This window comes from Thermopolyspora sp. NPDC052614 (assembly GCF_040678635.1).
GTDB lineage: Bacteria > Actinomycetota > Actinomycetes > Streptosporangiales > Streptosporangiaceae > Thermopolyspora.
This window is the reverse complement of sequence record NZ_JBFATZ010000006.1, coordinates 25,637-48,453: the sequence shown is the minus strand read 5'-3', so window position 1 is coordinate 48,453 and position 22,817 is coordinate 25,637. Positions and strand designations below refer to the sequence as shown.

The window sequence follows — 22,817 nt, the reverse complement described above, 5'->3', positions numbered from 1 at the left end:
GCTTCCCCCCGGTCGCTCGGTGTCTCCAGCAGACTAGCCCGGAGACGCCGGGAAGGCCGGTCCGCTCCGCCGTTCTAGGGGTGATTTGCGCCGCATTACGCGTTATTCGGCACTCATTCCTGTCGGCGGGCTTTGACGCTGGACGCGTACACCGGGACGTACTCCTGCCCTGAAAGTTTCTGAATGGCCTGCATCACCTGGTCGGTGACCTCCCGGCGGGTACGGGCGTGCCCGGGGTCGCCGCTGAAGGTCATCGGCTCGCCGACGCGTACGCCGATCCTGCGGACGCGGGGGACGGACCGGCCCGGCGGCAGCACCCGGTCGGTGCCGATCATCGCGACCGGGAGCACCGGGGCGCCGGTGGTCAGCGCCAGCCAGGCGACGCCGATCTTGCCCCGGTAGAGCCGCCCGTCGGGAGACCGGGTGCCCTCGGGGTAGATGCCGAAAAGCTCGCCGCGTTTCAGCAGGTCGGCGGCGGCGTCGAGCATGGCCTGGGCGGCCGAGGCGCTCTCGCGGTCGATCGCGATCTGGCCGGTGGCGCGCATGAACATCGCCGTCAGGGGATTGCCGGTGAAGTACTCGGCCTTGGCCACGAAGCTCACCTTGCGGGGCAGCATCAGCGGCAGGAAGGTGGAGTCGAGGATCGACAGGTGATTGGAGGCGAGGATCGCCGGGCCGGTGATGGGGACGTGGTCGGCGCCCTCGATGCGGGGACGCCACAGCAGGTGCAGGAACGGACCACTGACGATCTTGGTGAGGCGGTACAGCACGTGTGTCTCCCGATCTCGGCCGACGAGCCAACCCTATGACTGTGCCCCGGAGGCGGCGCCAGGCCCCGCCGCCGAGGCGACACGGCCGGGACCGGTCGCCCGCGGGCCGGTCGTGTAACGCTCCACCCAGGGCATCCACCGGAAAGCGAAGTGCCCCCCGCGACCTTGGTCACGGGGGGCACGATGCTTTGAGCCGATGTGGCGGTCGCCTCCTCGGCGAGAGGCACAACACGGCTCCAGCCGGACGGTATTCCGTGAAGGCGTTAATTGCGGCCCGGGGGACACAGACCACATCGGCCTCACGACTCTAACCCACGCTCATCGGTGCTTATTCCAGCCACGCCGTCCGGCGCGTGCCGTTTCTCCACCGATCCGCCGTGGTTCGGCGGGTACGACGGCATACGCCCGGACCGGGGATGGGCTCGAACCCGCCGCCCCGGTCGGCCGAGGCGTCGCGTGTCCGCCGCCGGGCCGCTCGCGGGGCCGGGTCAGCGCGGGCCGGCGGCGCCGGGGGAGGGCGTGACCGTGCGCAGCGCCGCCCGGGCGGCCTCCTCCAGCAGGGACAGGTCGCTGCAGGCGGTGGCGAAGGTGAAGCCGTCGTCGAGCATGCGGGCCGCCTCGTCGGCGCTGTGACAGTGCACGCCGCACCCGATGCCGGCGCTCTCGGCGGCGGCGGTGATCCGCTTGAACGCCTGGGCGAACTCCGGCGTGCCGGCCGTCTCTCCCGGGCGTGGCGCGCCGAGCGCGAGGGCGAGGTCGGACGGGCCGATGTAGACGCCGTCGAGGCCGGGGATGCGGCAGATCCGTTCGATGTCCTCCAGGGCTCCGCGCGTCTCGATCATGACGATGCACGCCACGGCCTCGTCGGCGGCGCGGGGGTCGGGGCCGATGCGCAGGTCGGAGCGTGCCGGGCCGTAGCTGCGGGTGCCCGCAGGGGGATAGCGGCAGGCGCTCACGGCCGCCGCGGCCTCCTCCGCGGAGTTCACCAGCGGCACGATCACGCCCTGCGCCCCGGCGTCGAGCAGGCGCCCGATGCGGGCGGGGTCGTTGGCGGCCACCCGGCCGATCGCCACCCCGCCCGCCGCGTCCACGGCGGTGACGGCCGCCACGAACGACGCGTAGTCGATCAGGCCGTGCTGCGTGTCCAGGCAGAGGTAGTCGAAGCCGAGGGTGGCGAGCCGTTCCGCGATGACCGGGCTGGGGGTGATCTGCCAGACCCCGGCGATCCGCTCGCGGCCGCGAAGCCGTGCGGCGAACGTCATGAATGATTCCTTCCGATGGTGCGACGCGTTCCTGCCGCCCCGGAACGGGGTGTGCTGTCACGACTGTGCCCGTCCCAGGCCCGGAACACCCCTGTACGGCCGAACGAAACGATCTCCCGCCATCACTATCTTGATCTACAAAGTAAAGGGGATCGCTTTCTACGGTTACAGAACCCGCAAAACCCATAACCCACCGACACTAACAGCCCCCAAACCGGTTGGCCCCGGGTTCGTACTGCTGGACCACGTGACGAACCTGGCCGCCCGCGATCGCATGGCCGCCGTGACGTTGACCGTTCGCCGAGGTGCCGTGGAACGCGCCGTACTACGAGCGGCGCGGATTCCGGCGGCCGGGCGAGCCGGAGCCGCGCCCGGTCCGCGCCGGATCCTCGGGCGCGAGGCGCGGCAGTGCCCGGACCGGTGGCCGCGCGTGGCCATGCGGCGCGATCTTGCCCGATGGCGGGTGATGACCGGATCGTTCCGCATCGGGGCCTGATCATGCCTTATGAGCGGGCAGGGGGCGGGGCGACGATTGTGGCATGAAAAACGCACTCATCGTCATCGACGTACAGGAATCCTTCCGCCGGCGGCCGTTGTGGGAGGCGGTGTCCAATCCGGACATCGTGGATCAGGTGAACCGGCTGGTGGCCGCCGCCCGGGAGCGGGGCGAGCTGGTGGTGTGGGTTCTGCACAATGAGCCGGGCACGGGGGACGTCTTCGATGCGGCGTCGGGCTTCGTCCGGCTGATGGACGGTCTGGAGCCGCGAGAGGGCGAGCCGGTGATCGTCAAGACGTCGCTCAACTCGTTCACCACGACGAACCTGCACCAGACGCTCACCCGGAATGGGGTGGGCAAGCTGACGGTGTGCGGCATCCGTACCGAGCAGTGCTGTGAGACGACGACCCGGGTGGCGTTCGATCTGGGGTACGAGGTCGACTTCGTGGTGGACGCGACGGCGACGTTCCCGATTCCGCGTCGGGACGCGCCGGCGGATCGCAGCGTGGCCGAGATCGTCGCGGACCCGTCGACCATGCAGGCGGCCGATGTGGTGGAGCGTACGGTGTTCGTGCTCGATGGCCGGTTCGCTACGATTCGCACCGTGGATGAGGTGACGGGCGTGCCGGTCGGCGCGGTCGGCTGACGTGCCGGGCGGTGTCGGGGGCGCCGGACGATGAGCAGGGTGGTCTTCCTGCTGGTGCCGGGGCTGCATCTGCTGGATCTGGCCGGGCCCGCCCAGGTGTTCTCCACTGCGGCGGGCTTCGGCCACGACTATGAGCTGGTGTACGTGGCCGAGCGCGAGGAGGTGCTGTCGGCGCAGGGCCTGCCGCTCCGGGCGCGGGTGGACTGGCCGGAGACGGCGGCCGGTGATCTGGTGATGGTGCCCGGTTGGCGGTCGCCGACGCTGCGCGGGTACGGCCCGATCGGCGCGGCCGCGCTGCGGAGGCTGGCCGCGCATCACGCGGCGGGCGGCGTGGTGGCCAGCGTGTGCGCGGGCGCGGACGCGCTGGGGCGGGCGGGGCTGCTGGACGGCCGTCGTTGTACCACCCATCACGACCTGCAGGAGGAGCTGGCGGTCCGGTATCCGAAGGCCAGGGTGGTGCGGGACGTCCTTTATGTGGTGGACGGCCGGGTGGTGACGTCGGCGGGGATCGCCAGTGGCATTGATCTGGCGTTGCATCTGGTCGCCGTCCGGCACGGGCCGTCGGTGGCGGCGCGGGTGGCCCGGGCGATGGTGGTGTACGCGCGGCGCAACGGCGACGAGCGGCAGGCCAGCGCGATGCTGCGGTATCGGGCGCATGTCAGCGAGGCGGTGCATCGGGCCCAGGATCTGATCGATTCGGCGTTCGCCGAGCGGCTTCCGCTGGCGGATCTCGCGGCCGCGGCGGGGGTGAGCGAGCGTACGCTGACGCGGTTGTTCCGGGCGGCGACGGGGTTGACGCCGTTGCGTTACCAGCAGGTGCTGCGGGTGGAGCGGGCCGAGCATCTGATCGGTCAGGGGGCGACGGTGGAGTCCGCGGCGCGGGCGGTGGGGTTCAGCGACGCGCGGATGCTGCGTCGCCTGCGGTCGCGTGCCGCCTGAGACGGTCTTCCCGGCTACCTTCCCAGCTGCCCGGATACCTCAACTATGGTGGAGCTCAGTCCGGGCTGAGGGGAGGGCCATGCGGGTCGGCGAGAGCGTCCACGAGCTCACCATTGGGCAGTTGGCCGAGCGCAGTGGGGTGGCGGTCAGCGCGTTGCGCTTCTATGAGTCCAAGGGGCTGATCCGCAGCCGGCGTACCAGTGGCAATCAGCGTCGCTATTCCCGTGACACGCTGCGGCGGGTGGCGTTCATCCGGGTGTCGCAGCGGGTGGGGATTCCGCTGAGCACGATTCGCGAGGCGTTGTCGAGGCTGCCGGACGAGCGTACGCCGACGCGTCGTGATTGGCGGCAGTTGTCGGAGAGCTGGCGTTCGGAGCTGGACGATCGGATCGAGCAGTTGACCCGCTTGCGGGACACGCTGACCGATTGCATCGGTTGTGGGTGTCTGAGTCTGGGGCCGTGCAAGCTGGTCAATCCGGGTGATCGGCTCGGTGGTTCCGGTGCTGGTCCGCGGACGTTGCTGGTGGAGCGCGGGGGCGGGGCCGGGTGCGTTCCGGCCGGGGGGCCGGCGAAGGGGAAGGCCGCGGAGGATGTCTGCAGCCCTTGTGGCTGAACGCCGTCCGGTTGTCAGGTGGAGGGGGCGCGGGACTCGATGAGGGCGGCCAGTCCGTCCAGGACGCGTTGCAGGCCGAAGGCGTAGGCGTGGTCGGGGTTGTAGGCGCCGTTGTGGGCCTGGCCGGCGGCGGCGCCGACGCGGCTGGCGAGGGGGTAGGCGGCGGGGTCGAAGACCTTGGCGAGCAGGGGTTCGTGGGCGGACCACCATTCCCGGTCGCTCATGGCGGTGTCGCGTTGGGCGGCGCGGGCGTCGGCGGCGGCGCGGGCGCAGGATTCGACGAAGCCGAGCAGGAAGGTCAGGGCGGCGTCCATTTCGACGTCGTCGAGGCCGAGTCCTCCGAGGGCGCGCAGTTCGTAGTCGTATTTGGCGGTGACCCCGGGGCCGAGCGGGGGGCGGGCGGTGGAGACGGTGGCGAGCCAGGGGTGGCGTTCGTAGAGGGCCCGGTTGTCGTGGGCGATGGCCTCCAGGCGGTCGCGCCAGTGGTCGGTGGCGGGGCGGCTGCGGTGGATGTCGCCGCAGACGGTGTCGATCATGAGGTCGAGCAGTTCGGCCTTGCCGGGGATGTAGGTGTACAGCGACATGGCGGTGATGCCGAGGCGTTCGGCGACGCGGCGCATGGAGAGCGCGGCGAGGCCGTCGGCGTCGGCGAGTTCGATCGCGGCCCGGGTGATCTGCGGCACGGAGAAGCGGGGCTTGGGGCCGCGTTTGGGGGCGTCGCGCAGCCCCCAGAGCAGTTCGATGGTGCGGCCGGGGTCGCCGCCGCTGTACGCCGTCGTCACGTCTCTCATTGTCCCAGCGCCGCTCCACGAAGAACTCCATACACTGTAATCTGTACGGCCCGGACCGGTGCGCGGTGCGGGAGGTCGTCACGGCCGCCGGGCGATGACGACGGTGGCGGGCGGATCGTCGCTGGCGGCGACACGCGGGGTGAGGCCCGCGCGGGACATGACGCCGGTCGCGGTCGCGGCCTGGCGGCGGCTCGTCTCGACGAGCAGGCATCCGCCGGGGGCGAGCCAGGCGGGTGCCTCGGCGGCCACGCGGCGCAGTACGTCGAGGCCGTCGAGACCGCCGTCGAGGGCGGTCGCCGGTTCGTGCAGCCGTGCCTCCGCGGGCAGCAGCGCGATCTCGCCGGTTGGGACGTAGGGCACGTTGGCCATCAGGACGTGGACACGGCCGCGCAGGCGGGCGGGCAGCGGGTCGTACAGGTCGCCCTGGTGGATGTGGGCGTGCCGGGGCAGGTTGCGGCGGGCGTAGCGGACGGCGGTGGGGTCGATGTCGGCGGCGTGCAGTTCGGCGATGTCGGCGTGCGCGGCGAGCGCCGCGCCGAGGGCGCCGGATCCGCAGCACAAATCGACGGCGACGGCGTGTTCGGGGGCGAGGGCGGCGGCCTGCCGCACCAGGTGTTCGGTGCGCTGCCGGGGCACGAACACTCCGGGCCCGACCGCGATGCGCAGCCCGCAGAATTCGGCCCAGCCCAGCACGTGTTCCAGCGGTGACCCGGCGGATCGCCGTTCCACCATGTCGTCCAGGTCGGCGGGGGTGGCGGCGGCCGACATCAGCAGTCGCGCCTCGTCCTCGGCGAAGACGCAGCCCGCGGCGCGCAGCCTGGCGGCGATCGACGAGTGGGACGGGGAAGAGGGAGAGGAGAGCATGACAAAGCGCCTTTCGGTTGCGCACCGGGCGCCTTGCGTGGGATCAGCCGAGCCGGGGGCACGGCGCGATCGGCGGCGGGAGCACCCGGGCCGGACTGCCGTAAATGGGGCTCACCTCCTTCGGCCGCCTGAACGATGGGACGGCAAGACTACCGATTCGCCTGGCCGCCCGCCAGCATCGGCCGAGCGTCCGGGCCCTGCTGGAGGGCGGCGGGATCGCTGCGGGAGCGCGTGGGTGTGTCCGTCCGGGGCGGCGCGGGTGATCCGTTGTGCGGGCGATTACCTGACGATGGGTGTCAGGTACGTGGCCTAACCTTGGATCGTCACGCGTTCCGGCGCGCCGGAGGAGGTCGCACTCCTCATCCGCCGGTCCGGCCGCAGGCGTGGACGCCGGGAGAGCAGCGCGATCCGAGCGGAGCAGCCCATGACCTACTACAAGACCTTGATCGCGGTCGCCGACGACTGCCCGGTGGATGCCGCGGTCGTCCCGGTGGCGCGCGGCGGGAGGAAGACCGTCGCGGTGCTGCAGTACGAGATGCTTGACGGGCGGCCGTACCGGCTGACGCAGGAGGATGTGCAGTTCCTGTCGTGGGTGCGCCGCCGTCCCGACGCCGACGATCTGCGCGAGGACGAGCTGGCGGCGCTGCGGGAGGAGTTCTTCTCCAAGAGCCAGGCCTGCCTGCGCGCCTCTCCGTTGCCGAAGAAGTACGGCTTCGGGCTGTTGTTCGACGGCGGTGGGCGCGTCGCCCTGTGCCCGGTGGAGTCGGAGGAGTACCGGCGGATCGTCAGGGGCGGCGCGGGGTACGAGGTCGTCAAGGCGATGCGGTCGTCCCGCCGTTGACCTGACCCGTCGCCTGGGCCCGGGCGGGTGGGTGGCCGGTCTCGGCCGGGCGCGTTTCCGTCTTGGTGTTCGCGGGCGGGCCGCGCCCTCGGCCTGATCCCCGCCCGCCACACAGGACACCATGGAGGTGGGCGGAGTCACCGCCGTCTCGTCGTACTCTCGGGTAGGCGGCGGAAACCGGCAGGCGGTTTGGGTGGCGTCAGTGCCGATCAGAGCCGACGAGGGCCGCGATGCGGAGTCACCGCCCGCTCGCCGTACCCCTCGGGTAGGCGGCGGAAACCGGCAGGCGGTTTCGGCGGCGTCAGTGCCGATGAGAGCCGACCAGAGCCGTTGGGGGCCGCGATGAGGGGGAAAGCGCACGTTGTCCCGAGAGCAGCGACATGTCGAGCCGGTGGCGGCCCAGGGATCGCCCGATCTGCGCGCCGACTGCGCGAACTGCTTCGGGCTGTGCTGCGTGGCGCTGCCCTTCCCCGCCTCGGCCGACTTCGCCATCGACAAGGAGGCCGGACGGCCGTGCCCGAACCTGGACCAGGAGTTCCGGTGCGGCGTACACCGGGACCTCAGACGGCGGGGTTTCGCCGGATGTGTGGCCTTTGACTGCTTCGGCGCCGGTCAGAAGATCTCGCAGCACACCTTCGGCGGTCGTGACTGGCGTGGCTCGCCGGAGATCGCCGGGCGGATGTTCGAGGCGTTCGGCGTCATGCGGGGACTGCACGAGGTGATGCGGTACCTGGCCGAGGCGCTGACCCTGCGTCCCGCCCGCGCCCTGCACGGCCAGCTCCGCCGTGCCTTGGAGCAGATCGAGGAGCTCACGTACGGCTCGCCGGAGCAACTGGCCGCGGTGGACGTGGCCGCCTGCCGCGCCGAGGCCGGCGCCCTGCTGGCGCGCGCCAGCGAACTGGCCCGCGCCCAGGCCCGTGACCGGCGTCCCGACCGCGCGGGGGCCGATTTGATCGGCGCCCGCCTGGCCCGCGCCGATCTGCGCGCGGCCTGCCTGCGCGGCGCGCTCCTCATCGGCGCGGACCTCTCCTCGGCGGATCTGCGCGACGCCGACCTGCTGGGCGCGGACCTGCGCGGCGCGGATCTCGCCGGAGCCGATCTGACCGGTGCGATCTTTCTGACCGGGCCCCAGGTGGAGTCCGCGCAGGGCGACTCCGCGACCGGGCTTCCCGCGCACCTGTCCCGTCCCGCCCACTGGCGTGACCGCCCCGCCGCCCCCGCCCCCGCCCCCGCCTCCGTCGGCAGACCGCGCGGCCGCGGCGGCAGAACCGGCGGCCGCGGTGTCAGAGGGCGGCGCTGAGGCGGGCGAGAAGGCGGGTCGCGGCGGGAGCCCGCACCTTTAGATATTGATGGAATCGTCGTGGGAGGGTGGCCGGAGGCTTCGGGCGTGGTCGATCACATGAAGGAAGAACTCGCCCGTCAGCCGGGGGACCAGGTGCGGGCGCGGGGCGGAGGGGGCCGGGGTCCCGGTTCGGCGGGCGAGCGCCGTGTGGATGAGGGGGTGCCAGCGGGGATCGAAGGTGTCGAGGGCGTACGCGGCGGCGGCCTCCTTGGAGATCACCTCGCCGGTGGCGACGGTGTGGTGCAGGCGGGGCGGCCCCAGGGTGTACATGAGCGCCAGCCGTGGGGGCGGGATCAAGGGTTTGGCGGGCGGGTGCCCGCCCAGCAGGCGTTCGGCCAGGCGGTGCCAGTACCCGGTGAGCTGCTCGAGGGTCCAGGCGCGGAGCCGTCCCGGTTCGGGGTCCAGCCCCAGTTCGGCGGGGGCGGGGCCGCGCAGGGGCAGGCCGTGCTCGGCCAGGAGCTTCCACATCACCGGGTTGACGTCGAAGCCCTTGCCCGGGGTGAAGGTCCAGCCGCTGTGCGCGGCGAGCGGCCGGATGCGTGTCACCGGTGTGGTCAGGTCGGGCTCCGCGACGAACACGCCGTTCATCGTGCCGGGGATGTTCGGCTTGGCCGTGATCACGGCCCGGGCGAGGGTGGTGGTGTTGCCCGCGACGTGGAGGGCGCGCAGGCGTCGCAGGTCCCGCTCGCCGGCCTCGCCCTCGAGTACGGCGACGAAGTCGAGGTCGCTGTGGCCGCGCCGCCACGTGCCGAGGGCGGCCGAGCCGGTCAGGTAGAAGCCGGTGATGCGGCCGGGCAGGAGCTGGTCGGCGATCCGCAGATATCGTCGGGCGATTCTCGTGGCCAGTTGGTCCAGCATGTCGGCCGAGTATGCCAGGGCCGCCGCCCCGGAGCGATCACGGTGCGCATCCCGGGTGCGGGGACGCGGCGGCCGTCGCAGGTCGCCTGGGGTGGCCGGGTTCATGGGGTCGTGCCGGGCCGCGCGGGCGTTCCACACGAGGTGGTCGGGTCGGTGTTCGGCGCGGACCAGGGCGCGGCTGGTCGGCGGGGTCTGGGCGGCTGTGGCGCTTGCCCGCCCGGGTCGTCTGCCCGGCGTCTGGGTCCAGGAGGTTGCGGGCCCGCTGCGGGTGGTCGGTGCAGGCCAGGCCGACGGGGACGCCGGTGGAGGTGCGGCAGGGCTGGGCCGGCGTGCTGGAGGAGCGGCCGTTCGTGTGGCCGCGACGGTGCGGCATGGCCGGCGGCGGGAGGAGGTGGGCGGCGGGCCGCAGGATGGGGTTGAGGGTGCGCGGCAGGCTCGACAGGTGCCGGAGTGCGGTCATGGTGGTTCGGTGTCCTTGCTGGTTGATCATGCCGGGCTGGTTTGATCACACCGGTCGATCGTTGGCCGGGCCGGGTCGGTTGATCCTCGCCGGTCGGGTGCCGGCGAGGGCGGCTACGGCGGGCTGACCGCGCGCAGGAACGACTCGGCGAACACCGCGCAGGTCTCCTCCACGCTGGGCAGGTCGAGGCCGGGGATCTCGTCGATGGCCGGGCGGGTGACGAAGTGCATCAGCGCCGGTCCGATCAGTTGCTGCAGGACGAGCGGCAACGGCATGGGGCGGATGAGCCCGGCCGCCATCTGCTCGGCCAGCCAGGTGCCGAGCCCGGCGAGCAGGCGTGGTGCGAAATGCTCCTGGAGGGCTCGCAGGGCGGGCTCGCCGGGCCGGGCGAGGACTTCGGCGAGCATGGCGGGCACGACCCGCGGCTGATGGGTGAGCACGTCGGCCAGCAGCCGGTAGATGCTGTTGATGGTCTCGCGCAGGTCGGCGTGCGGGCCTGTGACGACTTTCTCCACGTCCAGGATCGGGCTGTGGGTCTCGAAGATCGCGCGTAGCAGTTCGTCGCGGCCGCCGAAGGCGCCGTACAGGCTGTGCACCGAGCAGCCGGCCCGGATGGCGACCGCTTCCAGGGTCAATCCCGCCAGGCCGTCTTCGCTGATCAGGTTCGCGCCCGCCTCGATCGCCCGCTCGCGGACCGGCCGCTGCCCGCCCGGGTCGATTCCGGCGGCGCGCACCGCCTCGTCCAGGGTCTTGCGGACACCGCCGATGCGGCGCAGCAGGGTGCTGCGGGAGATCCCGGCCTCCTGGGCGATCGCCAGGACGGGAACGTCGGCGACGTCCTTGCCCAGCCGTCGCGCGGCGCGTAGTGCGGCGTCGACCAGGTCGGCGGGAACTTCGACTCCGGTGCCGGTCACGAGCAACCTCCGAATTGATACACGAAGCAGTGTAGCATGTTGCCGTGTTTCATGCATAAGGTGTGGGCGGCCCCATCCATCGAGGGGCCGCTCGGCGGTCAGCCCCCTGCAGTTGGCGCGGTCGGCGCACTTGGAAGGAACCTCAATGAACCAGACAGTGCTCCGGATCGAAGGACTGGTGAAGTCCTTCGGCTCCTTCCGGGCGCTGGACGGCCGGGCATCGTGCTCACCTTCGCCCTGTCGATCCTGGGCCCGCTGTTCAAGCTCTGGGACCGGATCCTGGACATCGATCCGCTGCGGCACGTCCCGGCCGTCACCGCGCCCGACCCGTCCTGGAGCGGCCTGGTGTGGCTGCCGGCCATCGCCGCGCTGTTCACCGTGGTCGGCTTCGCCGGGTTCCGCCGCCGCGACGTCAACCGACCCTTGCCCCGCGCGACCGCCTGGCGCGGCGTACGCGCTGAGCGGTCCGTGAAACCCCGCCGCGAGCTTGATCGTCTGCTCGCGCGTTCCTGCCCCGGCCCGCTGTCACGCGGGCGGGCGAGACCGGAAGAGATCCGATTCGGAGGCTGTGACATGAGACTTGAGAACAAGGTCGCGCTGATCACCGGCGGCTACGGCGGCATGGGCCGCGCCTCGGCCCGGCTGTTCGCCCGGGAAGGGGCGAGCGTCGTGGTGGCGGGCCGCAACCACGAACGCGGCCAAGCCCTCGTCGCCGAGATCAACGACAGCGGCGGCACGGCCTGCCTCGCCGAACTGGACACCACCAGCCAGCAGCACTGGGACGCCGCGGTCGAGCAGGTGAGGCAGACCTACGGCGCCTTGCACGTGCTGATGAACATCGTCGGCTCCAACGCCGCCGTCATGTTCCCCAACGTCGACGTCGACGCCTGGGACAAGGTCTTCGAGATCAACGTCACCGGCACGGTACGCGGCATCCAGGCCTGCGCCCCGCTGATGCGGGACTCCGGCGGCGGCTCCATCGTCAACATCGGCTCGGTCGGCGGCATCACCGGCAACTTCAGCACCGCCTACTCCTCCTCCAAGTGGGCGCTGGAAGGCGTCTCCCGCTCGGCGGCCTACGTGTACGCCGACTGGGGCATCCGCAGCAACGTGATCCAGCCCGGCTGGATCGAGACCGACATGACCGCCGCCATGCAGGCCAACCCCGCCTTGAAGAAGATGAACGACGAGGCCATGAACACCACCGTGCTGCTGCGCCGCAGCGGCAAGGCCGAAGAGATCGCCTACACGGCGCTGTTCCTGGCCTGCGACGAATCCTCCTACATCACCGGCACCGACATCGTCGTCGACGGGGGCTGGTTCAGCGCCGCCCCCTACCTGGCCAACGAACGCACCCATCACCTGCTGGACATGCTGCGCAGCAAGAGCGAAGCCGGCCCGGAGGGCCCATCGCCGCGTTCCTGACGACCGGCGACAGCGTCCGTGCGCCCCAGCCGTTAACGTGGCGTGGCTGGGGCCGCCGCCGAAGTCTTTGGCGGGGCGCCCTCGGCCTGATCCACCACCCATGGCATCACGCGGGTGATCCGCACGCCCCGCACCCGGCTCATGTACGTGGTGATGATCTTTGCCACGTACATGAGCGAGCATGGCGGCGCAGCTTCTCCATTGCGTTCTACATTGCGCCGCGTACGGGCGGATTTCCTGCGGTTAGTGGCCGGTCGTTCAGGCCTCGGGCCGGTCCAGGTCGGACAGGTCCAGTACGAAGCGGTAGCGGACGTCGCCTCGATCGAGGCGGGTGAGAGCCTCCTGCACGCGGGCGGAGGGCAGCAGTTCGATGTCGGCGGTGATGCCGTGCTTGGCGGCGAAGGCCAGCATCTCGGCCGTGCCCGCCCGTCCGCCGGTGCCCGACGAGGTCAGCCTCTTGCGGCCGTAGATCAGGTCCATGACGCGCAGCGGGATCTCGCCGGGGTAGCCGAGCAGGCTGAGCGTGCCGTCCAGGCCGGCCAGGCGCAGCAGCGGCGGGATGTCGTGCGGGGCGGAGATGGTGTCCAGGATGAGGTCGAACCGGCCGCGTGCCTGTTCCATCTGCTTGTCGTCGGTGGTGAGCAGCAGGTCGGCGGCGCCGAGCTTGCGGGCGTCGGCGGCCTTGTCCGGCGTGCGGCTCAGCACGGTGACCTCGGCGCCGAGGGCGGCGGCGAACTTCACCGCGAGGTGCCCGAGTCCGCCCAGGCCGGCGACGGCGACCCGGGTGCCCGGCCCGGCCGCGGCGGCTCGCAGGGGTTCCCACACGGTGATGCCGGCGCACATCAGCGGGGCGGCGGCGGCCGGGTCGAGTTCGTCGGGCAGCCGGTAGGCGAACGCCTCGCGCAGCACGTACTCGCGGCTGTAGCCGCCGTGGGTCTTGGTGCCGTCGACGCGGTCGGTCCCGCCGTAGGTGCTGGTGGCGCCCTCGTAGCAGTAGTTCTCCTGTCCGGCCCGGCACATCGCGCAGACCCCGCAGGAGTCGACGATGGTCCCGACCGCGACCCGGTCGCCCGGGGCGAAGGCGGTCGCCTTTCCTCCGGCGGCCGTGACCGTGCCGGTGAACTCGTGGCCGGGCACCAAGGCCCCTTCGTCCCGGAAGACGCCGCGGATTCTGTGCAGGTCGCTGTGGCAGACGCCGCAGAAGTCGATCCGCACGGCGATGTCGTCGTCGCGCAGTTCCCTGCGCTCGATCGGCACCCGCCGCATCTGGGTGGACTGGCCGGTGCTCTGCCAGGCGATGGTGGAACGCATCAATCCTCCAAAGACAGACTGTTCGGTCTGTCACCTTAGCCCTTCTCCCGGCGGGAAAGGAAACCGACTGTTCTGTTTGCTAAGGTGCTTGCATGCCGGAACTGCCGACCACGCCGCGCGGCACCGCGACGAGCAGGCGCATCCTCGACGCGGCCAGAGAGGAATTCGCCCTGCGCGGCATCGCCGGTGCCCGGATCGAGCGCATCATCGCCGCGGCGCGCACCAACAAGGCCCAGCTCTACGGCTACTTCGGCGGCAAGGAGGGGCTGTTCGACGCGGTCGTCGCCGACTGCGTGGACCGTGCCACGGACGAGGTGCCGTTCGACGCCGAGGACCTGCCCGGCTGGGCGGTCGGGCTGTACGACCAGAACCTGAGCCAGCCCGACCTGGTGCGGCTCATCGCCTGGATCCGGCTGGAGCGGCGCCCCGCCGGCCCGTGGTTCGCCACCTCCCAGTTCGATTACAAGATCGCTGCCGTCGCCCGGGCGCAGGAGGCGGGCCGCCTGCGCCCGGGGAACCCCGCCGACCTGCTGGCCCTGGTTGTCGCCATGGCCTGTGCCTGGTCACCGGCCAGCGGCGTCTACGCCGCCACCGCCGACGAGCCCGCCGACGAGCACGACCGCCGCCGGGCACTGCTGCGCGACTGCGTCGCACGCGCCGTGGCCCCCTGACCCGACCGGCACCGCACCGGCAGCGCGAGAACAGGCAGCGCGAGAACAGGCGCCATCTCGTTCGTCCACTACGCCGTCGTTCACCCCTCGTTCATGGCCTCGGCGGTGTCGTGCGTTCGGCGTGCGACCAACCGGCGCCCACCCCGGCGTCGTGTGGGTGGCGGGCCGCGGCCGTACGTGATCGTTTCGCCGGACGGGTGCGGGTCGCCCGGCCCGGCCGCCGCCGGGCATCGGTGATCTCGGTCCGGCGGCGGCGCATCGCGATCTCATGCCGCACCTCATGACCTCGTGCCGCGAGCGCGTGTGCGCGGCGGCGGAATCGGCCGTGATCGGCCGTGATCGGAAGGGTCATGAAACGCGAGAGGCCCGGTCACGGCGCCGGGCCGAAGGCGGCGGTTACCGTCGAGGCGCGATTGGGCCGGCCATCGCGAGAAGGCGGAGCTCACGGCGCCGCGCGGTCGTCACCGGGACGGGAACGTGCCGCGCGGGATCCCCCGCCCGGTCCTGGTGCCCGTTGACGCGGCCGGAGGGCCGGCAGGTCATCGCGGACGCCGTGACGACAGGGGACGACAGGGGACGACAGGGAAGGGATCCCATGCGAACAGAACAGGTCGCCCGGCGGAGCGGCGTGGCCGCGTCCGGCGGGGACGTCCCGGCCGACGATGGGCGGCGGCCATGGCTCTGGCTGGGGGTCGGCGCGCTGTTCGTCGTGCTCACCCACCTCGGCGTCGCGGTGGCGGCGTGGCTGTTCCCCGTGTTCCTGCTGCGGTTCGCGCGGACCGGGCCCGCGTTCGGCGGGCTGCTCGCGGTGTGGGCGGTGATCGTGGGCGGCGCCCTGGTGTGGACGCTGCGCGTGGCCGTGCCCCTCAACCTGATCGTCGGGGTGGGGATCGCCGGGCTGGCCACCTTGACCTTCGTGCCCTTCGTCCTGGACCGGTGGTTCGCGGCCCGGGGCGGCGCGGCCGGGTCGCTGCTGCTGTTGCCGGCGGCGATGGCGGCGTGCGAGTTCCTGATGACGCTGATCAGCCCGTTCGGCACCGCGTTCGGGGTGCTCGCCCCCACCCAGCACGGCAATCTGGCGTTGCTGCAGGTGGACGCGCTGACCGGCCCGTACGGCGTGGCGTTCCTCGTCGGCTGGTTCGCCACCGTGGTCAACCACGTGTGGGCGGGCGGATGGCGGATGCGCCGATCGGCCGGGGCGGTGGCCGTGTACGCCTGCGTGCTCGCCCTGGTGCTCGTCGCGGGCGGGGCCCGGCTGGCGCTGGCCGCGCCGTCGGGTCCCGCGGTGCGGACGGCGGGGATCAGCCCCGACGATTCGGTCACGGCCGAGATGACCCGGGCGCTGGGCGCGGTCGACGGCTCCTACGCCCGCCGTGTGGCCGGGCTGGATCCGGCGCGGGTGCGCCCGGTGTTCGAGCGGGTCAACGGCAACCTGCTGGCCAGGTCCCGGGAGGCCGCCCGGGCGGGTGCGAAGATCGTGTTCTGGTCGGAGCAGGCGGCCAACGTGCTGGCCGCCGACGAGGCGGCGTTCCTGGGCCGGGTCGCCGCCGTCGCCCGGGAGCAGGGCGTCTATCTGCAGGCGGCCGTGCACCTGTATCTGCCGCGGGAGCCGTACGCGGCGAACCGGACGTATCTGTTCGGCCCGGACGGCGGGCGGCTGTGGACGTACGACAAGTCGCATCCGATCCCGGGCCTGGAGTTCTACCCGCCGGGGAAGGGGGTGGTGCCGGTGGTGTCCACGCCCTACGGGCGGCTGGCCTCGGTGATCTGCTTCGACGCCGACTTCCCCGAGCTGATGCGCGTCGACGCCGACATCATGATCGTGCCGGCGCGGGACTGGGCGGAGATCGGCCCCGTGCACAGCCGGATGGCGGGCATGCGGGCCGTGGAGAACGGCTACTCGATGATCCGGCAGGGCGAGTTCGGGGTGTCGGGCGCGTTCGACGCGCAGGGCCGTACCCTTGCCGAGCATGTCCACCAGCGCGGTGACCGGCATGTGGTGTTCGCCGATGTGCCGGTCGGCGGCTCGGCGACGCCGTACCGGGTGGTCGGCGATGTGTTCGCGTGGCTGTGCCTGGCGGGCGTGGCCGCTCTGATCGGCGTGGCGGTTCGCGCGGGTCGGGGCCGGGCCAGTACGGGTAGCCGAAGTCGGCGTCGGCGGTGACGCGCAGGATGCCGTCGCGTACGGCGGGCGGCACGCCGAAGTCCATGTCGGCGACCCAGGCGCCGATCACGTCCGCGGGCAGTGAGCCCCACTTGACGCCGTGCCCCGAGCGCAGCCGCGCGGTGTCGATGGTCTCGAACGGGCCGGTGTCCTCCTCGTTCACCGGGGCTCCTCGGCCGCCGCGGCGAGGATGACGTCGCGCAGGATCTCCATCTGGCCGTGGTGCTGGGCGAGTTCCTCGTACACGTGCAGCAGGGCGGCCCCCTGGGTCATCGGCCGGTCGGGGCCGAGGTAGGAGTCGGGCGGCGTGTGCCGGACCGCGGCGGCGGGGTCGGCCGCGCGCAGGTCCTCGGCGAGCCGCGCCCGCACGTGCGCCACCCGCTCGAGCAGCGGGGCGACGGGACCGGCGCCGGTGAACTCGGCGTCGCGGTCGACCTCGCGTCCGGCCACGACGTGCCCGGCCCAGTAGTCCGTCACGCCCAGGCAGTGGGTGAGCAGCGCGTACGGCGAGTTCGCGCCGGGAATCGGGGGCCGGACGTTGGCGAGCCGGTCGCCGAGGCCGGCGACGATGCCGGCGATGCCGTCCAGGGCGCGGCCGACGTAGTAGAGGTAGTCGTCGTCGGTGATCACGGCGGGCTCCTGGACGCGGCCGGGGCGGACGTCACCGGTTGAGCAGGTGACGCAACATTGCGGCATGTTCGCGTCACCTGTCAAGATGGTGACGTGGGTTTCGTCTTCGTCAGCGGCAACCTCGCGCTCGACCTCGCGGGCACCCTCAAATGGCGGCGGGCCGAACCGGAGGAGCTGCTGGTCACCCCCGGCGACCTGGCCCGCTGGAGCGTCGAGGCCGGGATCGCGACCGAGGAACCGAGCCTCGACGCGGAGGGACTGCGGCGGCTGCGCGCCCTGCGGGAGGCCGTCTACCGGCTCGTGACCGGCGCCCTGCGGGGCGGCCCCTGGCCCGAGGACGATCTGCGCGTCGTCAACGAGGAGGCGCGCGGCGCGCCGCCCCGGCTGACGCTGACCCCGGCGGGGCTGGCCCGCCGCGCCGACATCGAGGCGATCGCCTCCGCCGTCGCGCGTTCGGCCGCCGAACTGCTGGGCGAGCTGCGCCACCTGCGCGTGCGGGAGTGCGCCCGCCCGGAGTGCACGCGCATCTTCGTCGACCGCTCCCGAGGGGGCAACCGGCAGTGGTGCGGCATGGAGGAGTGCGGCAACCGGATCAAGGCCGCGAACTACCGTGCCCGCCGGAACAGGGCCGCCGCCTCCGGCTGAGTGACACCCCGGCCGCGCGACGCCGTCACGGACACGTCAGGTGCGTGAACCCGGCCCCGAACCCGGCCCCGGACGCGGCTCGGTCTCGTGACGCGTATGTGATCAGAAGGCCTCTTCCCGTTCGTGATGATCGCCGGTGTCGGCGTACGCCGATCGGGTCGGCGGCGACGTGTCCGGGCGGGACCGGCCCCGTGATCGGCTCCGTGATCGGACGCGGAGACGTCGTGCCAGCGCGGGCGCCCACGGGGCGATCCCGGTGATCAGCAGCAGCGCCAGCAGCGGGACCCGCCACCACGGTGAGACGCTCGCGGCGGGCGGGGACGGGGCCTTCGCCACCCAGGGGCGGGCCGTCTTGGACCAGGCCAGGAACGCGTCGCCGATCGGGAGCAGCCCGAAGGCGTAGCGCTTGGTCCAGGGGGTGTCCAGGGGGACTCCGGCCAGCTCGCCGTAGTTGGCCAGGGCCTCGGCGAGCGGCGCGTCGCCGTGCACCTGGGCCGCTCCGAGCGTCACCGCGGTCGCCGACAGGCTCACCCCGAGCGGAAGCGGGCCGGAGTCGACGTCGGCGGGGCCGTCGATACCGTCCGGGTATTCGCGCACGGCCGGGCCGAGGCCGAGCGGCGAGCGGACGTACCGGTCGCGGAAGCGCAGGTACTGCCCGGCGGCGAAGACCGGGTCGATCTCGGGCAGGAAGCGGTGGATGATGCTCTGCGAGGTGCCCCTGGCGACCTCGAGCGGCTCGCCCGTGCGGGGGTCGGCCCGGTGCGGGATCAGGCCGGTGCGGGGGTCGAGCCGCCGGCGCACCTCGCCGACCCAGTCCGCGGCGGTCCCGGCGAAACGAGCAGGCAGGAGCGTGTCGTGCAGCCGCAGCGACGCCATCGCCACGGTCGAGTCGACCGGCCACGCCTGCCCCGGATAGGCCTCCAGGTACGGCGAGGCCGAGGCGTCGAACGCCGCCGCGAGCTCGGCCGAGTCGCCGGCGAACCGGCGCAGCTCGCCCGGATCGCGCCGCCCGTCCGGCTGCAGGCTCAGCACCCCGCCGCGCAGCCAGTTGGTCCACCCCCGGTAGAACACGCCGTACGACGGCCGCAGATCCGCGCTGAAGGGGGCCCGGCCCGCGGGCGACTCCAGCCGCGCCAGCGCCCACCGCGCCGCCCGCAGCGCCTGCGGCCGTTCGGCCTGCGTGCCGCGCATGCCCAGCTCCACCCAGCTCAGGCCGTACAGCGCGTGCAGGAAGAAATACCCCTCCGGGAAGAGCCGCTGCGCCGCCTCCCCGGCCCCGCGGTCCAGTTCCGCGCGCAGGAACGCCAGCTGCCGCCGGACGCCGGGAGGCTCCCCGGTGACGACGGCGGTGGCCGGCAGGACCAGCCGGGCCGCGCCCGCCAGCGCGCAGACGCTCACCACGACCGCGATCAGCCGGCGCACGCGGCGCAGCGCCCGGCGCGTCCTCGACGGAGGCATCCTCCGATCATAGGTTCCGGCGGGAGGACCCGTCGGCTACGCGGGTTTTGTCCAGGTCGGCGAGTAGCGGCGCAGCACGTGCCGCCGGTAGCGCACGCCGGGCAGCAGCCGCCGCGCCGCCGTACGCACCTGCCCGTACCCCATGTGCGGGGTGACGCCGGGCATGCCCTCGGGGCCGGACGCGCGCCGCAGCACCTTCACGATCCGCACGATGGGGGCGCAGGCGATGAACGTCGCCCGCTCGGCCGGGGTTCTCTCCCGGGCGAGGCCGCGTCGTGTGCCAGGTCAGGTGAGCGGTTCCGGGCGACCGCAAAGGACCGGCGACGGGATCGTGACTTGACGGAGCGGAGAACACGAATAATCATTATTCCTACTCACAAAGTAGGAATAATCCGAAAAGGGGGGACGTGGTGCGATCGCTCATCCTGCTCGGCCTCGTCGGATTCGCCGCCCAGCTAGTGGACGGAAGCCTGGGCATGGCCTACGGCGTCACCTCCACCACGCTCCTGCTCGCCATCGGCACCAACGCGGCGGCGGCCTCGGCCACCGTGCACCTGGCCGAGATCGGCACCACGCTGGCCTCGGGCATCTCCCATTGGCGGTTCAACAACGTCGACTGGAAGGTCGTCGCCAAGATCGGCGTACCGGGCGCCCTGGGCGCCTTCGCCGGAGCCACCTTCCTGTCCAGCCTGTCGACCGAGGTCGCCGCGCCGATCATGTCGATCATCCTGCTGTTGCTCGGCGTCTACATCCTGGTCCGCTTCACCGCCTTCGGGCTCCAGCGCGACAACCTGGGCAAGCCGCTGCGCAAGCGCTTCCTCGCCCCGCTCGGCCTGTTCGCCGGGTTCGTCGACGCCACCGGCGGCGGCGGTTGGGGACCGGTCGGCACCCCCGCCATCCTGGCCAGCGGCCGCATCCCCCCGCGCAAGGTGATCGGCTCCATCGACGCCAGCGAGTTCCTGGTCGCCATCGCCGCCAGCATCGGCTTCCTGGTCGGCATCGGCTCGGAGAACATCAACTTCGCCTGGGTCGCGGTGCTGCTGGCCGGCGGCGTGATCGCCGCTCCCATCGCCGCCTGGCTGGTCCGCCACATCCCCCCGCGCATCCTCGGCTCCGCGGTCGGCGGCGTGATCGTCCTCACCAACGTGCGCACCCTGCTGCGCTCCGACTGGATCGACGCCTCCGGAGACGTCCAGGCGATCGCGTACATCGCCATCGCCCTGATCTGGGCGGCGGCCATCGCCTGGTCGGTACGCGAGTACCGCAAGGACAAGGAGCACGAGTCGGTGGAGGCCGTGGAGGCCGAGCTGCGCAAGCGCCAGTCCGAGGAGGAGCCCACCCCTGCCTGACCACCGCCCGGCCGTCCACGCCGCCCTTCTCGGCCCGGTTCCGTCCCTGGAGCCGGGCCGAAGAACATTGGGCCTCCACGGCGGCGCCGACCCGCCTGCGGCCGACCCGCCTGCGCCCGGGCGGCCCGGTCGCCCGGCGCCCCGGAGCCCGAGGACGATTCCCCCGGACCCGGGGCGTCGAAGACCGGCGGTCGCGGACCCCGGCGCCGGTGACCGGACCCGGAGGACCGGCGACCTGAGCGACCCGAAGACCCAGCCCCGGAAAAGCCCCAAAAAAGCCCTGGAAGCCCCGGAAAGCCGGGGGACTCACAGGTGACAGCCCCGGACGCGGGGCTGTCGGGGACGATCAATCAATCCCATCCCATGAGGAGTGTTCATTGAAAGACAGCGAACGTCCGTATCCGCCGGGAGACGGATCCACGGTTCCCCCGCTGTGTCGTCCCGGACACCGGCTGCGGGAAGCGTGATGCGCATCTCCGCCCGCACCCAGTACGCGCTGCGCGCCATGGTCGCGCTCGCCGCCGGCGACGGCCTCATCCACGCCGAGAAGATCGCCGCAGACCAGGACATCCCACGCCGTTTCTGCGACAACATCCTGCTGCACCTGCGCCGCTCCGGCCTGTTGCAAAGCCAGCGCGGCCCGGAGGGCGGCTACCGGCTGGCCCGCCCCGCCCACGAGATCACCCTGGCCGACGTGATCCGGGTGACCGAGGGCGTCGAACCGCCCGCCGCCCGCTTCCCCGGCGCCGCCGAACCGCTGGCCGAGATCTGGGAACGGCTGCACGACCACGAGAACGCCCTGCTCAACGAGGTCACCCTCGCCGACGTGGTCGGCTCTGCCCGCACAGGGTGACGTCGCGCCGCCGCACCGGTCCCTGGGCGCCGCGCCGCGGCCGCGTTCCGGCCTCGGTCCGCGCGCAGCCGCCTTGACGCCGGGGTGGGCCCGCCGCCGGCCACGTCACCCCGCGCACGGCCGTGAGGAACCAAGGTCACACCGGCCGACGTCACCGGCTCCGCCCGCACAGGGTGACGTCGCGCCCGGAGTACCGGTCCCTGCCGGCCGTGTCGCCTGCGCGCACGGCGGCGAGGATCGGTCCCGCCCGCCGTCCCGGTTCCCGTCGCCGGGACGGCGGGCGGGCCGTACCGGCCGATGATCAGAGGCCGACGTCGCGCATGGCGTTGTCGCGCCAGCGGTCGACGGCGCGGATGTACCGCAGGACCACCGGGGAGGCGGGGGCCCAGCGGCCGTGCCTGGCGATGACGGAGACCGGGACGCCCGCGGCGTAGGCGACCGTGGCGCCGCCGGCGCGCAGGCTGTGCGCGGTGACGGCGTGCGCGGCGGGCACCCCGGCGCGCACGGCCAGGTCGCGGACGATGACGTTGACCGCCTCGGCGCTGAGGGAGGCGCCGATCGTGCCGTGCCGGTTGACCCGGCGCAGCAGCCGTCCGCTGGTGTGGCCCTGCTCGTCCAGGACCGCCAGCCACTGCCGCCAGGCGGTGACGGGATCGGTGAGCGGATGGCTGCCGCGCGGGACGGCGACGATCTCACCCCGGGAGTCCTTGTCGGTCTTGGACGTGCGGATCGTCACCTCCAGGCCGTCGGCGACCTCGCGCACGTCGTCGCGGGTGAGCGCGACCAGTTCGCTGCGGCGGCCCATCAGGGCCAGCCCGAGCACGATCAGCAGCCGGTCCCGCAGGCCGATCACCGTGTCCAGGTCGCACACATCGACCATGGCGCGCAACGCGTCGATGGTGATCGGCGGCGCCTCCCGCCGCCCGCGGCCCCCGTTCCCGGCCCGCTCGCGTTTGTACGCGCGCAGCGCCAGCCGCGCACCCTCGGTCGGCGGTTCACCGGTGTGGCCCGACAGCCGATGCATGGTGCGCACGGCCGCGATCGCCTGCTCGATGCTGGCCGGAGCCTGCCCGGCCGCGCACAGGTGGTGGGTGTATTCGGCCAGGGTCTGGCCGGTGGCGGGCAACGCGACACGGCCCTGCCCGGCGCACCAGCCCGCGAAGGCGGCCCACTGCCGGGTGTAGGCACGGCGGGTATTGGCCGGGACTCCGTCGGCGATGCGGGCACGGGCGGCTGGGCTGAGCGCGAAGTCGGCGGCGGTGTGGCCCTCGGCCGTCCGCGGCCCCAGGGCCGGGGCGGGGGAGGGGCGTTCCACCGGCACCGGCCCTGCGTCCTGGCTCATGTCCGTCTTCCGTCCTGGCTCGTCGCCGCCGCGCATGATCCCCCGCCTGTCCGGCAGGATTCCCACCCGGCTCTGCTCTCAGGGACCTTCGGGGGGTCCCGTCCGCAGAGGGATCCCTGTGGAGCAGGGCGGGGGCGGGCGATTCGCCGCCGGGCGGGCCGCTGCCGGTCACG

The 22,817-nt window shown here is 72.7% G+C and carries 22 protein-coding genes; 11 read left to right on the top strand and 11 right to left on the bottom strand.

Annotated features, from left to right (window positions below; genetic code table 11):
• Nucleotides 1-113: 113 nt before the first annotated feature.
• Complete coding sequence (locus AB0K60_RS14780; RefSeq protein WP_364053648.1) at nt 114-770, bottom strand: lysophospholipid acyltransferase family protein; 657 nt, start codon at nt 768-770, stop codon at nt 114-116.
• A 488-nt stretch (nt 771-1,258) separates the two neighbouring features.
• The gene (locus tag AB0K60_RS14775; RefSeq protein WP_364053645.1) at nt 1,259-2,032 is read right to left on the bottom strand and encodes an aldolase/citrate lyase family protein; all 774 of its coding nucleotides are present in this window, start codon (nt 2,030-2,032) and stop codon (nt 1,259-1,261) included.
• Nucleotides 2,033-2,571: 539 nt separating this feature from the next.
• Here AB0K60_RS14775 and AB0K60_RS14770 point away from each other — a divergent pair.
• The 3 genes from AB0K60_RS14770 (at nt 2,572) to soxR (ending at nt 4,726) form a co-directional block, all read left to right on the top strand.
• Nucleotides 2,572-3,174, top strand: coding sequence for a cysteine hydrolase family protein (locus tag AB0K60_RS14770; protein ID WP_364053642.1), 603 nt, complete (start codon nt 2,572-2,574; stop codon nt 3,172-3,174).
• A gap of 30 nt (nt 3,175-3,204) precedes the next feature.
• On the top strand, nt 3,205-4,113 hold the full coding sequence (locus tag AB0K60_RS14765; RefSeq protein WP_364053639.1) for a DJ-1/PfpI family protein: 909 nt from the start codon (nt 3,205-3,207) through the stop codon (nt 4,111-4,113).
• Between the two features lie 79 nt (nt 4,114-4,192).
• The gene (gene soxR / locus AB0K60_RS14760) at nt 4,193-4,726 is read left to right on the top strand and encodes a redox-sensitive transcriptional activator SoxR (protein WP_364053636.1); all 534 of its coding nucleotides are present in this window, start codon (nt 4,193-4,195) and stop codon (nt 4,724-4,726) included.
• A 14-nt stretch (nt 4,727-4,740) separates the two neighbouring features.
• Here soxR and AB0K60_RS14755 read toward each other — a convergent pair whose 3' ends face one another.
• Both AB0K60_RS14755 and AB0K60_RS14750 read right to left on the bottom strand, forming a co-directional pair.
• A complete protein-coding gene (locus AB0K60_RS14755; RefSeq protein WP_364053633.1) occupies nt 4,741-5,508 on the bottom strand; it encodes a TetR/AcrR family transcriptional regulator in 768 nt (255 codons plus the stop codon).
• An 87-nt stretch (nt 5,509-5,595) separates the two neighbouring features.
• On the bottom strand, nt 5,596-6,381 hold the full coding sequence (locus AB0K60_RS14750) for a putative protein N(5)-glutamine methyltransferase (protein WP_364053630.1): 786 nt from the start codon (nt 6,379-6,381) through the stop codon (nt 5,596-5,598).
• 424 nt (nt 6,382-6,805) lie between these two features.
• Between AB0K60_RS14750 and AB0K60_RS14745 the strand changes: the two genes are divergently transcribed.
• Together AB0K60_RS14745 and AB0K60_RS14740 are read left to right on the top strand one after the other, a co-directional pair.
• Nucleotides 6,806-7,222, top strand: coding sequence for a DUF6157 family protein (locus tag AB0K60_RS14745; RefSeq protein ID WP_364053627.1), 417 nt, complete (start codon nt 6,806-6,808; stop codon nt 7,220-7,222).
• A gap of 361 nt (nt 7,223-7,583) precedes the next feature.
• Entirely contained in the window at nt 7,584-8,522 is a 939-nt protein-coding gene (locus AB0K60_RS14740; RefSeq protein ID WP_364053624.1) for a pentapeptide repeat-containing protein, read from the top strand.
• A gap of 39 nt (nt 8,523-8,561) precedes the next feature.
• Here the strand turns inward: AB0K60_RS14740 and AB0K60_RS14735 are convergent, their stop codons facing one another.
• Together AB0K60_RS14735 and AB0K60_RS14730 are read right to left on the bottom strand one after the other, a co-directional pair.
• Nucleotides 8,562-9,422 carry a nucleotidyltransferase domain-containing protein gene (locus AB0K60_RS14735; protein ID WP_364053621.1) on the bottom strand — a complete coding sequence of 287 codons (861 nt, stop codon included), beginning with the start codon at nt 9,420-9,422 and terminating at the stop codon, nt 8,562-8,564.
• Between the two features lie 573 nt (nt 9,423-9,995).
• Nucleotides 9,996-10,796 (bottom strand): TetR/AcrR family transcriptional regulator, encoded by an 801-nt coding sequence (locus tag AB0K60_RS14730; RefSeq protein ID WP_364053618.1) that lies wholly within the window; start codon nt 10,794-10,796, stop codon nt 9,996-9,998.
• 222 nt (nt 10,797-11,018) lie between these two features.
• Between AB0K60_RS14730 and AB0K60_RS14725 the strand changes: the two genes are divergently transcribed.
• The gene (locus AB0K60_RS14725) at nt 11,019-12,221 is read left to right on the top strand and encodes an SDR family oxidoreductase (RefSeq protein WP_364053615.1); all 1,203 of its coding nucleotides are present in this window, start codon (nt 11,019-11,021) and stop codon (nt 12,219-12,221) included.
• A 258-nt stretch (nt 12,222-12,479) separates the two neighbouring features.
• Here AB0K60_RS14725 and AB0K60_RS14720 read toward each other — a convergent pair whose 3' ends face one another.
• Entirely contained in the window at nt 12,480-13,532 is a 1,053-nt protein-coding gene (locus AB0K60_RS14720) for an NAD(P)-dependent alcohol dehydrogenase (protein ID WP_364053612.1), read from the bottom strand.
• Nucleotides 13,533-13,624: 92 nt separating this feature from the next.
• Here AB0K60_RS14720 and AB0K60_RS14715 point away from each other — a divergent pair, with 92 nt between their 5' ends.
• Nucleotides 13,625-14,203, top strand: coding sequence for a TetR family transcriptional regulator (locus tag AB0K60_RS14715; protein WP_364053609.1), 579 nt, complete (start codon nt 13,625-13,627; stop codon nt 14,201-14,203).
• A gap of 595 nt (nt 14,204-14,798) precedes the next feature.
• Nucleotides 14,799-16,367: a nitrilase-related carbon-nitrogen hydrolase gene (locus tag AB0K60_RS14710; RefSeq protein ID WP_364053606.1), complete on the top strand. Its 1,569-nt coding sequence runs from the start codon at nt 14,799-14,801 to the stop codon at nt 16,365-16,367.
• 159 nt (nt 16,368-16,526) lie between these two features.
• Here AB0K60_RS14710 and AB0K60_RS14705 read toward each other — a convergent pair whose 3' ends face one another.
• Nucleotides 16,527-16,997: a DinB family protein gene (locus tag AB0K60_RS14705; protein ID WP_364053603.1), complete on the bottom strand. Its 471-nt coding sequence runs from the start codon at nt 16,995-16,997 to the stop codon at nt 16,527-16,529.
• Between the two features lie 93 nt (nt 16,998-17,090).
• On the opposite strand from AB0K60_RS14705, the gene AB0K60_RS14700 reads away from it, so the two are divergent.
• The gene (locus AB0K60_RS14700; RefSeq protein ID WP_364053600.1) at nt 17,091-17,642 is read left to right on the top strand and encodes a CGNR zinc finger domain-containing protein; all 552 of its coding nucleotides are present in this window, start codon (nt 17,091-17,093) and stop codon (nt 17,640-17,642) included.
• Nucleotides 17,643-17,744: 102 nt separating this feature from the next.
• Here AB0K60_RS14700 and AB0K60_RS14695 read toward each other — a convergent pair whose 3' ends face one another.
• Together AB0K60_RS14695 and AB0K60_RS14690 are read right to left on the bottom strand one after the other, a co-directional pair.
• Nucleotides 17,745-19,100 (bottom strand): hypothetical protein, encoded by a 1,356-nt coding sequence (locus AB0K60_RS14695; RefSeq protein WP_364053597.1) that lies wholly within the window; start codon nt 19,098-19,100, stop codon nt 17,745-17,747.
• A 36-nt stretch (nt 19,101-19,136) separates the two neighbouring features.
• A complete protein-coding gene (locus AB0K60_RS14690; protein WP_364053594.1) occupies nt 19,137-19,301 on the bottom strand; it encodes a hypothetical protein in 165 nt (54 codons plus the stop codon).
• Nucleotides 19,302-19,510: 209 nt separating this feature from the next.
• Between AB0K60_RS14690 and AB0K60_RS14685 the strand changes: the two genes are divergently transcribed.
• Both AB0K60_RS14685 and AB0K60_RS14680 read left to right on the top strand, forming a co-directional pair.
• Nucleotides 19,511-20,449, top strand: coding sequence for a sulfite exporter TauE/SafE family protein (locus tag AB0K60_RS14685; protein WP_364053591.1), 939 nt, complete (start codon nt 19,511-19,513; stop codon nt 20,447-20,449).
• A 466-nt stretch (nt 20,450-20,915) separates the two neighbouring features.
• Nucleotides 20,916-21,302 carry an Rrf2 family transcriptional regulator gene (locus AB0K60_RS14680; RefSeq protein ID WP_364053588.1) on the top strand — a complete coding sequence of 129 codons (387 nt, stop codon included), beginning with the start codon at nt 20,916-20,918 and terminating at the stop codon, nt 21,300-21,302.
• A 301-nt stretch (nt 21,303-21,603) separates the two neighbouring features.
• Here the strand turns inward: AB0K60_RS14680 and AB0K60_RS14675 are convergent, their stop codons facing one another.
• A complete protein-coding gene (locus AB0K60_RS14675) occupies nt 21,604-22,644 on the bottom strand; it encodes a site-specific integrase (RefSeq protein WP_364053585.1) in 1,041 nt (346 codons plus the stop codon).
• Between the last annotated feature and the right edge of the window lie 173 nt (nt 22,645-22,817).

Coding starts and splice junctions, on each gene's coding strand:
- AB0K60_RS14775 (WP_364053645.1), bottom strand. CDS start 2,032: ATGACGTTCGCCGCACGGCTTCGCGGCCGCGAGCGGATCGCCGGGGTC.
- AB0K60_RS14770 (WP_364053642.1), top strand. CDS start 2,572: ATGAAAAACGCACTCATCGTCATCGACGTACAGGAATCCTTCCGCCGG.
- AB0K60_RS14765 (WP_364053639.1), top strand. CDS start 3,205: ATGAGCAGGGTGGTCTTCCTGCTGGTGCCGGGGCTGCATCTGCTGGAT.
- soxR (WP_364053636.1), top strand. CDS start 4,193: ATGCGGGTCGGCGAGAGCGTCCACGAGCTCACCATTGGGCAGTTGGCC.
- AB0K60_RS14750 (WP_364053630.1), bottom strand. CDS start 6,381: ATGCTCTCCTCTCCCTCTTCCCCGTCCCACTCGTCGATCGCCGCCAGG.
- AB0K60_RS14745 (WP_364053627.1), top strand. CDS start 6,806: ATGACCTACTACAAGACCTTGATCGCGGTCGCCGACGACTGCCCGGTG.
- AB0K60_RS14735 (WP_364053621.1), bottom strand. CDS start 9,422: ATGCTGGACCAACTGGCCACGAGAATCGCCCGACGATATCTGCGGATC.
- AB0K60_RS14720 (WP_364053612.1), bottom strand. CDS start 13,532: ATGCGTTCCACCATCGCCTGGCAGAGCACCGGCCAGTCCACCCAGATG.
- AB0K60_RS14715 (WP_364053609.1), top strand. CDS start 13,625: ATGCCGGAACTGCCGACCACGCCGCGCGGCACCGCGACGAGCAGGCGC.
- AB0K60_RS14710 (WP_364053606.1), top strand. CDS start 14,799: ATGCGAACAGAACAGGTCGCCCGGCGGAGCGGCGTGGCCGCGTCCGGC.
- AB0K60_RS14695 (WP_364053597.1), bottom strand. CDS start 19,100: ATGCCTCCGTCGAGGACGCGCCGGGCGCTGCGCCGCGTGCGCCGGCTG.
- AB0K60_RS14680 (WP_364053588.1), top strand. CDS start 20,916: ATGCGCATCTCCGCCCGCACCCAGTACGCGCTGCGCGCCATGGTCGCG.
- AB0K60_RS14675 (WP_364053585.1), bottom strand. CDS start 22,644: ATGAGCCAGGACGCAGGGCCGGTGCCGGTGGAACGCCCCTCCCCCGCC.